This window comes from Pseudomonas sp. IT-P4 (assembly GCF_949767755.1).
Classification (GTDB): domain Bacteria; phylum Pseudomonadota; class Gammaproteobacteria; order Pseudomonadales; family Pseudomonadaceae; genus Aquipseudomonas; species Aquipseudomonas monachiensis.
On record NZ_CATKPX010000011.1, the window covers coordinates 28,782 to 43,813 of the forward strand.

Here is a 15,032-nt window from a genome sequence, read left to right on the forward strand (position 1 = left end):
CCGTGCACAGACACTGCCGAGGAAACGCCGTGACGGACAACCACCGCTCCCCAGAGCCTTCATCGGCGCAGGACCCCGCAAGCGCGATGGACCAGGCCCTGGACTGGCTGATCGTGCTCGACAGTCCCGACGAGGAGCAGACCCGCCAATTCCATGCATGGCTTGACGCCGATCCGTTGAATGCCCAGGTGTTCGCCAAGGCCCAGGCGATCTGGGACGGCCCACAAGTGGCGCAGTGCGCGCAAAGCCTGGCTGCGCGCCCCGCGAAAGTCACTGCCATTGCCCGTCTGCGTCCGCACTGGAAACCACTGGCCACCGCCGCCGTGCTGCTGCTCGGGCTGTTCAGTTTCAGCAGTTTGCCGATGCGCCTGCAGGCCGATCACCTGACCGTGGTCGGCGAGCGCCAGCGCCTGCAATTGGAGGACGGCTCCAGGGTCCTGCTCAATACCAATTCGGCGTTTTCAAGCACCATCAACGACCAGCAACGTGTTGCCCGCCTGTATCAGGGCGAAGCGTTTTTCGAAGTGCAGGCCAATCGCGGCCAACCCCTGGAAATCGATGCCGGACCGGTCACGGCCAGCGTTCGCGATACCGCGTTTGCCGTGCGTTACCTCGACGGCGTGGCACAGGTGCGGGTACAGCGCGGCGACGTCGACTTGCGCGCCACCCGCAACGACGCCCGGGTGCGCTTGTCCGCCGGGGAAAGCATTCGCATCGGCCCCAACGGCTTCGACCGCCCGGCCAAGCTGGATGCCGCCACCGACCTGGCGTGGGTCCAGGGACGTCTGGTGTTCGAAAACTGCCCGTTGAACCAGGTGCTGGCAGAACTTCGCCGCTACTACCCGGGCTGGATCATCAACAACAACGAGCAGTTGGCCGATGTCACCGTGACGGGCAACTACCGCCTCGATCAGCCGCTGGACGTGGTTCGCTCCCTGGCCCATATCACCTCGGCCCGGCTCCAGGAATTCCCGGCGCTGGTCATCCTGAACTGAATGAGAATTATTTTTACTCGATAGCCAAACCCCGTACGTCTCGTTATAGCCAATGCAATTGATTCGCATCTAACCCTGCCAATCAGCACCTATAAAGATTCGTGCGACACGGAGCGCTATCGATGTCCCCTCGCCTTACCCGCCAAGCCCCTACACCTTCCCGCGTGCTGTCGCTGCTGACCGCCGCCATCCTGATGGCCGGTACCGCACCGCTCATGGCCGCCACCGCCACCGAGCAGTCGACCCGCAAAATGGGCGACTACGCATTCGCCATTCCCCAGCAATCACTGGTGTCGGCACTCAATGCCTTTACCGCCGTGACGGGCTGGCAAGTCGGCGTGTCGTCGGAGCTGGCGCAAGGTGTGGCCTCGCCGGGAGTCCGCGGTTCCCTGTCGCCGGAGAACGCCCTGGATCGCCTGTTGGTGGGGACCAACCTGGGCTATCGCAAACTGGGCAACAACAGCATCGTCCTGGAAAAGCGCAGTGGCAGCAGTACGCTCAACCTGCAACAGGTGACCATCAGCGCCACCCGTAACGAGCAGGATGTGAACAGCGTACCGAGCACGGTCTCTGTCTACACCCGCGAAGATCTGGACCGAAACAACGTCAACACCATCAAGGAACTGGTGCGTTACGAGCCCGGTGTTTCGGTGGGTGGTTCAGGCCAACGCGCCGGCATCACGGGCTACAACATTCGCGGCATCGATGGCGACCGCGTGCTGACCCAGGTCGATGGCGTGCAGGTACCCGACGGTTTCTTCAACGGCCCCTATGCCCAGACCAACCGCAACTATGTCGATCCGGAAATCGTCAAGCGTGTGGAAATCCTCCGGGGCCCGGCGTCGGTGCTGTATGGCAGCAGCGCCATTGGCGGTGCGGTCAGCTACTACACGCTGGACCCGGACGACATCATCAAGCCAGGCAAGGATGTCGGCGCGCGCCTGAAAACCGGCTACAGCTCCGCCGACGACAGCTGGCTGACTTCCGGCACCGTCGCCGGCCGCACCGGCGAGTTCGATGGCCTTTTGCATCTGAGTCAACGCAACGGCCATGAAACAGAGTCCTATGGCGATACCGGCGGCACTGGCCTGAACCGCACGGAGGCCAACCCCCAGGACGCGCGCACCACCAGCGTGCTGGCCAAACTGGGCTGGAATTACGCCGACGACGCGCGTTTTGGCCTGACCTACGAGCATTACAAGGACGACCGCGACACCAATCAATTGAGCGCAGTGGGCGGCCCGTTCAATGCCGGACGCGGGTTCGGCTACTACAAGTCCCGTACCGGTAACGACACGATCACCCGCGAACGCTTTGGCCTGGAACACAGCTTCGGTCTGGACAGCACTCTGGCTGACAACATCAAATGGACGCTGAACTACCAGATCGCCAAGACCGACCAGACCACCGAAGAAATCTACGCGCCGTCGCGGACTGTGCTGCGTAACCGTGATACGACTTACAAGGATCGCCAATGGGTATTCGATGCCCAGGCTGACAAGTCGTTTGCCATCGCCGATACCGATCACTTCGTCACCTATGGCACCACCATCAAGCAGGACAAAGTCACCGGCCTGCGTACCGGTACCGGCACCTGCCTGACCGTGGCCGGTGCCTGCCGGGTCATTGGCGCCCCTAGCGCCAGCGACACGCTGACACCCGCCAGTGACTTCCCGGACCCGACCATCAATAGCTACGCCCTGTTCGCCCAGGATCAGATCAGCTGGGGCAACTGGACCTTCCTGCCCGGTGCACGCTACGACTACACCCAGCTCAAGCCGCATATCACCGACGAGTTCCTGGCCACCGCCGACCAGAGCGGCAACGGCACGGTGAGCGACGAGACCAAGACCTGGCATCGCCTGTCGCCGAAATTCGGCACCACCTACAGCTTCAACGATCACTACACCTGGTACGGCCAATACGCCGAAGGCTTCCGCACCCCGACCGCCAAGGCGTTGTATGGTCGTTTCGAAAACATCGCCGGCGGCTATCGGGTCGCGCCTAATCCGGACCTCGAACCGGAAAAGAGCAAAAGCTACGAAACGGGTTTGCGCGGCAACTTCGAGCAGGGCTCGTTTGATGTGGCGGTGTTCTACAACAAGTACCGCGACTTCATTAACGAGAACGCCATCACTCCGGGCTACACCGAGACCACGTTCCAGAGCAACAACATCAAGCACGCCACCATCAAGGGGGCCGAGGTCAAGGGCCGCCTGAACCTCGACGCCTTCGGCGCGCCGCAAGGCCTCTACACCCAGGGCTCGGTGGCCTATGCCTACGGTCGCAATGACGACAACGGCGAGCCGCTCAACAGCGTCAACCCGCTGACCGGTGTATTCGGCCTCGGCTACGACCAGGACACCTACGGCGGTTTGCTCAGCTGGACCCTGGTGAAGAAGAAGGACCGCGTCGACAGCACCAGCTTCAAGACCCCGGACGGCACCAGCACCCAGTTCAAGACCCCCGGTTTCGGCATTCTGGACCTGAGCGCGTTCTACAAAGTGACCGACGACGTGACCGTCAGCGGCGGCGTCTACAACCTCACCGACAAGAAATACTGGCTGTGGGATGACGTGCGCGGCTACGACAGCGTCGGCGAGGCCTCGGTGACCCAACCGGCCAACCTCGATCGCCTGACCCAGCCGGGTCGCAACTTTGCGGTCAACCTGATCTGGGATATCTGATCCGCACATCCCGCTGGGCGGTTTCATCAAGCCGCCCGGTGAGGTTTTTTTACTGTCAGGCGCCTTGCTGTTCGTCTCGTTACCAAGCGCCTCTTCTTTCTCCAAGGAATTGCCATGACTACCCAGGCCACCGAACAACGCCCCAACCTGCGCTCACAGCGTTTGAACCAGATCACCAACGAGCCGCACAGCAAGCTCGATGCCCTGGTCAAGGCCCACTCCCCGTTTGAAACCCCGGCCAATTTCGCCCGCTTCGTGGTAGCGCAGTACCTGTTCCAGTCGGAACTGGTGTCGCTGTACAACGATGCCGAACTGACCGCCATCGTCCCGGATCTGCCGGCCCGCTGCCGTGCCGATGCCGCCAGGGCCGACCTCGCGGACCTGGACACCGACGTGCCGACACCTGTGGCCGGCGCACTGAAGAACCCGACCAAGGCTGAAGCCCTGGGCTGGATCTTTGTTTCGGAAGGCTCGAAGCTCGGTGCGGCGTTCCTGATCAAGCGTGCCGTGGGCCTTGGCCTGAGCGAAACCTTCGGCGCCCGCCACCTCGGCGAACCGGCCGGTGGCCGCGCTGAAGGTTGGAAGCGCTTCGTCCAGACCCTGGACGGCCTGGCATTCAGCACCCAGGAAGAAGCCGAAGTGGAAAAAGGCGCCATCGACGCGTTCAACCGGTTTACCGTGTTGCTGGAGCAGGCTTACGCCAGCGCGCCGGAAGTCGCCTGACACACCGCTGTCCCTATGGGAGCGGGCTTGCTCCGGGCGGCGTTCCGACGAAAGCGGAGTATCAGTCGACATGTTTTTTGAATGTCAGACCGCCTTCGCGAGCAAGTCGGATCGCTGCACCGCCGCTCTCACATTGGACGAAGCAAGTCTTCAGGATTTCGATTCGCCTCACGTGTTGCCTTGAACCCATGCCTGCCTCTTCAAAACTCTCCCGCCTCCTCTTCGGCCTGCTGGCCTATGTCAGCCTGGGCATCGGCCTGATCGCCATCGTCATACCCGGCCTGCCAACCACCGAGTTCATCCTGCTGGCCGCCTGGGCCGCGACCCGCAGTTCGCCGCGCCTGAGCGCCTGGCTGGAAAACCACCGGCTGTTCGGCCCTATCCTCCATAACTGGCGCAACGGCAAGATCATCGCGCGTCGGGCAAAAGTCAGCGCCACGGTCAGCATGCTGTTGTGTGCCGGTCTGATGCTGGTGATGCTCGATCACGGCTGGCCGATTTACCTGGCGATTGCCGGGATGGGGCTGGGCAACCTGTGGATCTGGTCACGGCCGGAATCACTGCCGCAAGTCACCTGAAGCCTCTTCAAGTCGCCCTGTAGTTGCCAACAACAGCGCACTTGAAAGTACCTACTTCCTGTTCGGATTTCTCCTACGTGTTTATCAGGTCATCCATTTCCGGGGTTGGCCGTTAAGCACTATGAAACCCCACGACGAGAAGCTGACATGAATGTAAGTGCCGCTGCATCTTTTCAAGTTCCGTATCCGCAAACATTGAAAGCGAACACGGAAAAAGCCCAGCCTGAGAAATTCGACATTTCGGTAATGGATGACAGGTTAAGGTTGACCATCGAGAAACTCCGAGCGCCTCAAGGTGTAGCTAGAAATCTCAGCAGCGAAAAACTGAATGAGGTGGATGATTTTTTGAATTCGCTCGAATCACTTAGCGGGTTCTATGACCTACCCCCTCTGATAGAAAGCTTTAGAAATTCAATGATTAGACATCATGCATTCCAGGCAGATCTGGTGCTCAAAAGAATGGAAGGGATTTACTCCGACTTCAAAAAAGACCTGCAAAGCAAATGGTCTGGTCTGGCCCATAACGTATTGGGCTTCACCGTGGCCGAAGACGGGCAGTTGAAAGTCACTTCGCCCCCCGACACCCTGACTGCCAGGGATGAGGAAATATTGAATACCCTGTTGAACGAGGCCAAAGGCTTGCAACCCCTGACCCTCAAGCACGCCAAGGCCGTAATCGAGTTGACTCAGCTGGATAAGCCACAGTTTGAGGGCAAGGTAAAACTGGACCTGAGCAACTTCCACAAGATGATTGACTATGGATTACTGCTGAATAAAGGTGCGCTGGACCTGGGAAGTCCAGACTCCTGGCTGGATCAATTGCATAAAAAGGCCGAGAAGAATCCGATCGAGAAAAAACAGGGCCTGCACATCGAGGCCTGATCGTTCGATAAAACCCGGCAAAGCGAACATATATGTGCGCTTTGCCGGGGACCTGACAGGCTTAGTTACGCAACATATTCTGATAACATATATGTGCGAATGAAACATTCGGTACGTTGTGTCCTCCCACCCCCGACGCCTCTTTGCCTTGAATCTGGATCAACCAATGTCCCAGGTTATATTCAACTTCCCACTTATATCGATACTTGCCACTGCTGGTCCAGAAAGGCTCAGACTTCAGCTGCCCATAACACCCGCCCAACTGAACGACACCCATGGCATTACCGGTAACATCCGTTACAAGGTCGTATGGGGTCTTATCCGTCCCTTTGTCCAACTTCAAAGTGGCGGTAGCACCTTCGACCGGCTGTCCTGTCGAATCACTCAACCGGACCGACCAATTCAAGACTCGGTAGGCCTGCGTAGTCGCCCAGTAGTGCCGCAGATCACCGGTATCGCCCTGGACACGACTGTCGGTGTAGTAAGGCGCTGAGCCAAACTCGAGCTTGTAGATATCACCCGCTACGAAGGGAGCAGACGGCTTTTTCGAGATGCGAACCTGAACTTCCTCATTCGGCTTCAGGCCAGACACCGTGAAAGGTGCCCCCCAAGGAATAGCAGCCCAGCGTCCGTTGCGATTGTATTCCAACATCAATGGCCCGCCTTTCGTGTCACCCGCATGGATCAACACATCTTGGCCCCGCACAGCCACGAAGCTGTAATGTTTCACATCCGCTTCGTCAGCCAGACTTTCCTTGAGGGTGTTCAGTTTGTCCGGCAGTACCGTGGCCGCCGGGGTTATTTGGGACGCGATACCCGAAACTGCGGCCGAGTTCAGAAAAGACATCGCAGGTGCCGTCCCTGCCGCCAATAACATCCCCCAAAACAATGCTACCGAGCGAAACCCTATCCCTTTAAAACAAGTCATACACATGAAGTCCTTCTCATTATTTTCTGTCAGATGCCGGATCCGAAAACTTCCGCAATCGTTCCACCGAGGTGGCCCGCGTATTTAAGCGGTCTGCCCTTAATGAGAAGCGGTACATATGTATTTCGAGAGTTTCACTCAGGGCGGCTCGAAGCCGGAATCCTTGGCGTAACCACCCTGAGCGCTCCCGCGCTTTTTTCTCTTTTTAGCCCAATTTTCGGCACATTTTCCTGCGCAAACGTTCAACCATTACCGTTCGTCGGGATGCCCCTCATGTAACCTCATCGCCACGCCGATGTGCATTGATCGGCGCTAAATGGATTTAGCGAGTGAGCCGCGACGGCCCACAGCCAACACTTCATCCATTCGCGAGCTCGCCCTATGTTCGACTCACTGTCCATCCGCCTGAAAATCGTCCTGCTGTCCGGTCTGTGCCTGCTGGGCGTAGTCGCCTTGATAGTGGGCATGAACATCTATCAGACCAATCAGAACGATGACCTGGTCAGCGATTCCAGCAGCAGGATGCTCACCGCCAGTGTGCAGGACCTGCTCCAGGCCAAGGCCGCCGAGCAAGCCGTGCGGGTGCAGAAGACCTTCGGTGAAACCCTGACGGTGGTGACTGCTCTCGCGGACCAGATCCAGGACATGCGCAACCTGGCCGCCAAGCGCGCCCTCGAACCCGGCGCCCTGCGTGAAGAGTTGAACCAGAGCCTGAAAACCGCGTTCGAGCGCAACAGCAAGGTGCTGGGGATCTGGCTGGCGTTCGAACCCAACGGCCTGGATGGCAAGGACAGCGAGTTCGTCAATGACGCCGCCCGCCAATCCAACGAGATCGGACGTTTCGCCACGTACTGGAGCCGCGCCGGGGGTGATGCCCTCAACACGATCATGGTCGAAGAGGACATGACCAAGACTACCCTGAACCTCAGCGGTACGCCGTACAACGTCTGGTACACCTGTCCGCGGGACAGCAAGCGCATCTGCCTGCTCGACCCCTATGCCGATACGGTCGGCAACAAGGAAATGTTGATGACCACCATTTCCGTACCGCTGCTGGTGGATGGCAAGTCCATCGGCGTGGTCGGTATCGACATCGCCCTCGACGCCCTGCAAGCGGCGGCGGTCGACTCCCAGCGCGACCTGTTCAACAGTGCCGGGCACATGCTGATCGTTTCCGGCACTGGCGTGCTGGCCGCCTACAGTGTCGATGCCGGCAAAGTCGGCAAGAACATCGGCGACACCCTGGGCGGCGATGGCAAGGACATCCTGCAATTGCTCGGCAATGGCGCGCCGAAGATTCTCCAGCAAGGCGAGTTGATCCGCGCGGTGTACCCGGTCAGCCCGATTGCCGACGCCAAGGCCTGGGCCGTGGTGATCGACCTGCCCCGGCAAGTGCTGCTGGCCGACTCGGTGAAGCTGCAAGCGGTACTCGACGATGCCCAGCAAAGCGGCACGCTCAAGGCGCTGTCGGTGGCAGTGATTGCCGGTCTGCTCGGGCTGTTGCTGATGTGGCTCACCGCGTCCGGCGTGACCCGCCCGATCAACAGCGTGGCCGACATGCTCAAGGCGATTGCCAGCGGCGACGGCGACCTGACCCAGCGCCTGCACTACAGCAAGAAAGACGAACTGGGCGAACTGGTGAGCTGGTTCAACCGCTTCCTCGACAAGCTGCAACCGACCATCGCGCAGATCAAGCAAAGCATCACCGATGCCCGAGGCACCGCCGACCAGTCTTCGGAAATCGCCCGCCAGACCAGTGAAGGCATGCAGGTGCAATTCCGCGAAATCGACCAGGTCGCCACCGCGTCCAACGAAATGAGCGCCACCGCCCACGACGTCGCCAACAGCGCCTCGAACGCGGCCAACGCGGCGAAGGGTGCCGACCAGTCGGCCCGCGACGGCATGTCGATCATCGAACGCAGCACCCGCGACATCAATCAACTGGCCGAAGAGGTCAGCAAGGCCGTGACCGAAGTCGAAGCCCTCGCGGCCAACAGCGAGCAGATCGGTTCGGTGCTGGAGGTGATTCGCAGTATCGCCGAACAAACCAACCTGCTGGCGCTCAACGCCGCCATCGAAGCCGCCCGTGCCGGTGAAAGCGGCCGGGGATTCGCGGTGGTCGCCGATGAAGTGCGCAACCTGGCCAAGCGTACCCAGGACTCGGTGGAAGAAATTCGCCTGGTGATCGAACGCATCCAGTCCGGCACCCGCGGCGTGGTCGCCACCATGCACTCAAGCCAGACCCAGGCCCACAGCAACGCCGGACAGATCCAGCAGGCGGTCCAGGCCTTGGGCAAGATCAGCGACGCGGTCACCGTGATCAGCGACATGAACCTGCAAATCGCCAGCGCCGCCGAACAGCAAAGCGCCGTCGCCGAAGAGGTCAACCGCAATGTCTCGGCGATCCGCACCGTCACCGAAACCCTGACCGGCCAGGCCACCGAGTCGGCGCAGATCAGCAGCCAACTCAACGCCCTGACCACCCACCAGATGAAGTTGATGGATCAGTTCCGCGTTTAGGAAGCACCACCGATAAATGTGGGAGCGGGCTTGTCACCTGATTTGATCTAAGATCGGGCTCTCGCTCCGGAGGGCCCTTCGATGACTGATCTGCTCACGTCCATTCAAGCCGCACTCGGTTTGCCTCACACCCCGATTCCATTCACGTCCAGCGGCGCCCTGCCCTCGGCGTTTGCCGTCACGGATCTGGCCTGCGCCGGCATCGCTGCCGCAGGCCAGGCCGTCAGCGAACTGCTGCACCAGCAAACCGGGCACCTGCCCGACCTTGAGGTCGACCGACGCCTCGCATCATTCTGGTTCGCAACCTCGATTCGTCCGCTTGGCTGGAGCATTCCGCCGTTGTGGGACCCGGTGGCCGGTGACTACGCCACCCGCGATGGCTGGATTCGCCTGCACACCAACGCACCCCATCACCGCGCCGCTGCCGAAAGCGTGCTCGGCCACTGTATCGACCGCGCAGCGATGGCCGACAAAGTGGCTCGATGGGCGAACAGCGAGCTGGAGCAGGCGGTGGTCAATGCCGGTGGTTGCGCTGCCGAAATGCGCACCTGGGAACAATGGCAGGTCCATCCTCAAGGCCAGGCAGTGAATGCCGAACCCTTGGTTCTGTTCGCCAACCATCCAATCCAGAGCCGCAAACCCTGGACTGGTTCAGTGGCTCGCCCGCTGGCCGGCATCAAGGTGCTGGACTTGACCCGAGTACTGGCAGGTCCCATCGCCAGTCGCTTTCTGGCAGGCCTGGGCGCCGATGTCTTGCGCATCGATCCGCCGACCTGGAACGAGCCCGGGGTGGTACCGGAGGTCACCTTGGGAAAACGTTGCGCGCGTCTTGATCTGAACGACAGCTCCGATCGCGCTGTATTCGAGTGTCTGCTCAAGGACGCCGACATTCTGCTCCACGGCTATCGCGCCGATGCGCTGGAGCGACTTGGTCTGGGCATGGATGAACGCCGGCAACTGAACCCCGACCTGATCGATGTTTGCCTCAACGCCTATGGCTGGAGCGGCCCTTGGCAAAACCGACGGGGCTTCGATAGCCTGGTGCAGATGAGCAGTGGCATTGCCGAAGCGGGCATGCGCTGGAAGCAGGCGGACAAGCCGACGCCACTGCCGGTGCAAGCCCTCGATCACGCCACCGGGTACTTGATGGCGGCCAGTGCGATCAGGTTGTTGGCGCAGCGGTTGAATGACGGTATCGGGGGTTCGGCGCGATTGTCGTTGGCGCGTACGGCGAGGTTGTTGATCGAGCATGGGCCGGGGACGATTGAAGCGTTACGTGCGGAAGATGAGCAGGATCAGGGGGTGATGGTGGAGCAGACTCCGTGGGGGCCAGCGCATCGGTTGCACGCCCCATTGAAGATGACTGGGACACCGTTGCAATGGGCGCTATCGGCAACCGAATTGGGTTCACATTGCGCGCAGTGGTAGTGAGTTTTAGATAGCCATCGTCGGAACGCCGCCCGGAGCGAGCTTGCTCCGGGCGGCGTTCCGACGATGGCGCCAGAAACAGCAACACAAAAACCAGATCAGCTCAGTCCACCCGACTCAAGGAAGTCCACAACACCTGCGCCGCATACCCTCGATAAGGCCGCCACCCTTCAGCCCGCAACAGCAACTGCTTCGCTGTCACCGGCCCACCCTCCAGTGCCGCCATCGCATTGATCAGCCCCACATCACCATTGGGAAACCCGTCCATCTCTCGCAACTGACGCAAGGCAATGTATTGCGCCGTCCAGTCACCAATCCCGTGCAAGGCCAGCAACCGCGCTATGCCCCCTTCCCGGCCGGGCTCAAACAATCGCGGATCATCGAGCAATGCCTGAGCCACCCCCGACAAGGTCCGGCCTCGGCTTTTCGGCATGCCCAGCGTCGCCAGATCTGCGTCTGCCAAAACCCTGGCCTGGGGAAAAACATGGGTCACTCCCGGCAATGCTGAATTTAACGGTGTGCCGTACCGCGCTACCAGTTTGCCCGCCAACCGGATCGCCGCCACCACCGTAATCTGCTGCCCCAGTACCGCGCGGATCGCCAGTTCCAGCCCATCCCACGCTCCCGGTACGCGCAGGCCCGGGCGTTCGGCAATCAACCGCGCCATCAGCGGATCAACCGCCAGGTGCCGGTGAATCGTGGACAGCTCGGCATCCAGGTCGAACATTCGCCGCACTCGCGCAACGATCTCGGGCACGGCACCAGCATCCGGAAAGTCCAGGGTCAGCTCAAGCGCATCGGATGCGGCAGGCTGGATCGAAAACGTACCGTGTACGCCATGCAAGTCGATGCTGCGCGAGTAGACACCCTCGACCACCCTTTCCAGACCCACGATCGCCCGCGCCGACAAGAACCCCAGCAACGCCGGCCAGTCAAAAGGCGGCTGGTATTCCAGCAACACCCTCACAGGCTGAGCACCCCGCTGTACAACCCATAAGCCGCCAACCCCGCCCCCCCGATGACACAGGTGAAAATGCCTTTCTCGACCACCGTGAACAGCGGCTTGCCCTGCTCGTTACGAGCCTTGGCGAACAGGATCACACCCGGCGCATACAGCAACGCCGACAGCAGCAAATACTTCAGGCCGCCGGCATACAGCAGCCACACCGCGTAGCCCAGGGCGATGCCACCGATCAGCAGGTCCTTGATCCGTTCGGCGGGTGCCTGTTGGTAGGTTTCACCCCGTGCGCACAACAACACTGCATAGGCCGCCGACCACAGGTACGGCACCAGAATCATCGAGGACGCCAGATAAATCAGGCTGGTGTAGGTGCCGGCGGAAAACAGCGTGATCAGCAGGAACAACTGGATCATCGAGTTGGTCAGCCACATCGCATTGACCGGCACACGGTTGGCGTTTTCCTTGGTCAGGAATGCCGGCATGGTCTTGTCTTTCGCCGTGGCGAACAGGATTTCGGCGCACAGCAGCGCCCAGGACAACAAGGCCCCCAACAGCGAAATCGCCAGGCCGACGCTGATCAGCAACGCCCCCCAAGGGCCGACGATATGTTCAAGCACCGCCGCCAGCGAGGGGTTCTGCAATTTCGCCAGTTGCGGCTGGGTCATGATCCCCAGCGACAGCACGTTCACCAGCACCAGCAGCGCCAATACCCCAATGAACCCGATCACCGTCGCGCGGCCCACGTCGGAGCGTTTCTCTGCCCGGGCCGAATAGACACTGGCGCCCTCGATACCGATGAACACGAACACGGTGACCAGCATCATGTGTCGAACCTGATCCATCACACTGCCGAATTCCGGATTGTTGCGTCCCCAGATATCGAGGGTAAAGATGTCCGCCTTGAACGCCACGGCGGCGATCACAATGAACATGATCAGCGGCACGATCTTCGCCACCGTGGTCACCTGGTTGATGAACGCCGCCTCCTTGATCCCGCGCATCACCACAAAATGCACGGTCCAGAGCAGCACCGAAGCGCAGACGATGGCAATCGGCGTGTTGCCTTCACCAAAGACCGGAACGAAATAACCGAGGGTGCTGAACAGCAGCACGAAGTAGCCGACGTTGCCCAGCCAGGCGCTGATCCAGTAGCCCCAGGCCGAAGAAAAGCCCATGTAGTCGCCAAACCCGGCCTTGGCATAGGCGTACACCCCGGAGTCCAGTTCCGGCTTGCGATTGGCCAGGGTCTGGAACACGAACGCCAGGGTCAGCATGCCGACGGCGGTGATTGCCCAACCGATCAGGATCGCCCCGGCATCGGCCCTGGCCGCCATGTTTTGCGGCAGGGAAAAAATCCCGCCACCGATCATCGAACCCACCACCAACGCGATCAAGGCGCTCAGGCGAAGCTTGTTCGGTGATTGCGCCATCGTTGCATCTCCATTTTTCTGAGGGGCGACAACTGCCGCGAGATCGTCACATAACGGGCGTCAATTAAACTGTTGAAGAGTAATAACGTTTATTGGATAACGCCAACATAGGTCTTTTACTTGCACAAAACGGCTATTAGAGGCGCCGATATAATCATTTGTTGTATAGGTTTTTCCAATACATCAATTTTGTACAAAAAACCCGCGAGGAAAAGTTGCGATTTTTGAAAAACCAACTAGCGTCATAATTCGAAACAAATTCTAAAAGTACTTAAATAATCCACAAAAGGCTCTAGAACAAGCATTACAGACAGCCGCCCTGCAAATGATGGCACTTCGCTAAAAACTGGAAAAGCTCTCATTTTGTGATCTAAGTCAGCTGATTTGATATTCAACGGAATTAGTCTGTTGTTTCTCTTCTCCTGCATTGGAGTCATGCAATGTCTGAAGCTCCCGGAAAACTCAAACTCGGCGCGCTGGTCGCGTTAGTCGTGGGTTCGATGATTGGTGGCGGGATCTTTTCCCTGCCACAAAACATGGCCGCCAGCGCGGATGTCGGCGCCATTCTGATCGGTTGGGCGATCACTGCCGTTGGCATGCTCACCCTGGCATTCGTGTTCCAGACCCTGGCCAATCGCAAACCCGATCTTGATGGCGGGGTCTACGCCTACGCCAAGGCCGGTTTCGGCGACTACATGGGCTTCTCGTCCGCCTGGGGGTACTGGATCAGTGCCTGGCTGGGCAACGTCGGTTACTTCGTCTTGTTGTTCAGCACGCTCGGCTATTTCTTTCCGCTATTTGGGGAGGGGAATACCCCTGCTGCCGTGATCGGTGCCTCAGTGCTGCTCTGGGCCGTGCATTTCCTCGTACTGCGAGGAATAAAGGAAGCAGCGTTCATCAACCTGGTGACCACCGTCGCCAAGATCGTGCCGCTGCTACTGTTCATGCTGATCGCCTTGTTCGCCTTCAAACTGGACATCTTCACCGCTGACATCTGGGGCCTGAAGAACCCGGACCTGGGCAGCGTGATGGACCAGGTGCGCAAGATGATGCTGGTCACTGTGTGGGTGTTCATCGGCATCGAAGGCGCGAGCATCTTTTCGGCCCGGGCGGAAAAACGCAGCGACGTGGGTAAAGCCACCGTGATCGGCTTCGTCACCGTGCTGCTGTTTTTGGTCCTGGTGAATGTGCTGTCGCTGGGGATCATGACCCAGCCGGAACTGGCCAAACTGCAGAACCCGTCAATGGCCGCCGTGCTGGAACACGTGGTCGGTCACTGGGGCGCGGTGCTGATCAGTGTCGGTTTGATCATCTCGTTGCTGGGGGCGCTGCTGTCGTGGGTGCTGCTGTGCGCGGAGATCATGTTCGCCGCCGCCAAGGACCACACTATGCCGGCGTTTTTGCGCAAGGAAAACGCCAACCATGTACCGGTCAATGCCCTGTGGCTGACCAACGCCATGGTCCAGGTTTTCCTGATCATCACGCTGTTCTCGGCCAGCACTTACCTGTCGCTGATCTACCTCGCCACCTCGATGATCCTGGTGCCGTACCTGTGGTCGGCGGCCTATGCGTTGCTGTTGGCGGTGCGTGGCGAAAGCTACGAAGGCGCGGCGGGCGAGCGGCAGAAGGATCTCATCATCGGTGCCGTGGCCCTGATCTACGCGATCTGGCTGCTGTACGCCGGCGGCACCAAATACCTGTTGCTGTCCGCCCTGCTCTACGCCCCCGGCGTGATCCTTTTTGCAAAGGCCAAGCTGGAAATCAACAAACCGGTTTTCACCAACGTCGAGAAGCTGATTTTCGCTGCGGTGGTCGTCGGCGCCGTGGTGGCGGCCTACGGCCTCTATGACGGCTTCCTGACCCTTTAACTCCTGTTTCTAGAAGCACAACCCTGTTTTGT

Annotated in this window: 10 protein-coding genes and 2 pseudogenes; 9 read left to right on the plus strand and 3 right to left on the minus strand. The window is 59.8% G+C overall.

Features of this window, described 5'->3' with window-relative positions; translation table 11 throughout:
• The first annotated feature begins 29 nt into the window (after positions 1 to 29).
• From ACM6IT_RS00195 to ACM6IT_RS00215, 5 genes are all read left to right on the plus strand, one after another.
• Positions 30 to 995, plus strand: a complete 966-nt coding sequence (locus ACM6IT_RS00195; RefSeq protein WP_223541249.1) for a FecR family protein — start codon at positions 30 to 32, stop codon at positions 993 to 995.
• A gap of 122 nt (positions 996 to 1,117) precedes the next feature.
• Complete coding sequence (locus tag ACM6IT_RS00200; RefSeq protein WP_414917233.1) at positions 1,118 to 3,682, plus strand: TonB-dependent receptor; 2,565 nt, start codon at positions 1,118 to 1,120, stop codon at positions 3,680 to 3,682.
• Between the two features lie 114 nt (positions 3,683 to 3,796).
• The gene (locus tag ACM6IT_RS00205; RefSeq protein WP_056725978.1) at positions 3,797 to 4,405 is read left to right on the plus strand and encodes a biliverdin-producing heme oxygenase; all 609 of its coding nucleotides are present in this window, start codon (positions 3,797 to 3,799) and stop codon (positions 4,403 to 4,405) included.
• 188 nt (positions 4,406 to 4,593) lie between these two features.
• Positions 4,594 to 4,983: a YbaN family protein gene (locus tag ACM6IT_RS00210; protein WP_056725980.1), complete on the plus strand. Its 390-nt coding sequence runs from the start codon at positions 4,594 to 4,596 to the stop codon at positions 4,981 to 4,983.
• Between the two features lie 147 nt (positions 4,984 to 5,130).
• A complete protein-coding gene (locus ACM6IT_RS00215; RefSeq protein WP_414917234.1) occupies positions 5,131 to 5,865 on the plus strand; it encodes a hypothetical protein in 735 nt (244 codons plus the stop codon).
• A gap of 61 nt (positions 5,866 to 5,926) precedes the next feature.
• Here the strand turns inward: ACM6IT_RS00215 and ACM6IT_RS00220 are convergent, their stop codons facing one another.
• Entirely contained in the window at positions 5,927 to 6,793 is an 867-nt protein-coding gene (locus ACM6IT_RS00220; RefSeq protein ID WP_156385801.1) for a hypothetical protein, read from the minus strand.
• 645 nt (positions 6,794 to 7,438) lie between these two features.
• On the opposite strand from ACM6IT_RS00220, the pseudogene ACM6IT_RS00225 reads away from it, so the two are divergent.
• From ACM6IT_RS00225 to ACM6IT_RS00235, 3 genes and pseudogenes are all read left to right on the plus strand, one after another.
• Positions 7,439 to 8,407: pseudogene (locus ACM6IT_RS00225) on the plus strand (chemotaxis protein); the annotation flags it as partial.
• Positions 8,408 to 8,782: 375 nt separating this feature from the next.
• Positions 8,783 to 9,313 (plus strand): annotated as a pseudogene (locus tag ACM6IT_RS00230) (methyl-accepting chemotaxis protein); the annotation flags it as partial.
• Between the two features lie 81 nt (positions 9,314 to 9,394).
• Positions 9,395 to 10,741, plus strand: coding sequence for a CoA transferase (locus ACM6IT_RS00235; RefSeq protein ID WP_414917235.1), 1,347 nt, complete (start codon positions 9,395 to 9,397; stop codon positions 10,739 to 10,741).
• A gap of 103 nt (positions 10,742 to 10,844) precedes the next feature.
• On the opposite strand, the gene ACM6IT_RS00240 is transcribed toward ACM6IT_RS00235, so the two are convergent.
• Positions 10,845 to 11,708: a DNA-3-methyladenine glycosylase family protein gene (locus ACM6IT_RS00240; protein ID WP_414914652.1), complete on the minus strand. Its 864-nt coding sequence runs from the start codon at positions 11,706 to 11,708 to the stop codon at positions 10,845 to 10,847.
• Positions 11,705 to 13,132 carry an arginine-ornithine antiporter gene (gene arcD / locus ACM6IT_RS00245; RefSeq protein ID WP_414914651.1) on the minus strand — a complete coding sequence of 476 codons (1,428 nt, stop codon included), beginning with the start codon at positions 13,130 to 13,132 and terminating at the stop codon, positions 11,705 to 11,707. The genes ACM6IT_RS00240 and arcD (ACM6IT_RS00245) overlap by 4 nt, the downstream gene beginning before the upstream one ends.
• A gap of 440 nt (positions 13,133 to 13,572) precedes the next feature.
• Between arcD (ACM6IT_RS00245) and arcD (ACM6IT_RS00250) the strand changes: the two genes are divergently transcribed.
• Positions 13,573 to 15,000, plus strand: a complete 1,428-nt coding sequence (gene arcD / locus ACM6IT_RS00250) for an arginine-ornithine antiporter (RefSeq protein ID WP_056725997.1) — start codon at positions 13,573 to 13,575, stop codon at positions 14,998 to 15,000.
• Positions 15,001 to 15,032 lie beyond the last annotated feature (32 nt).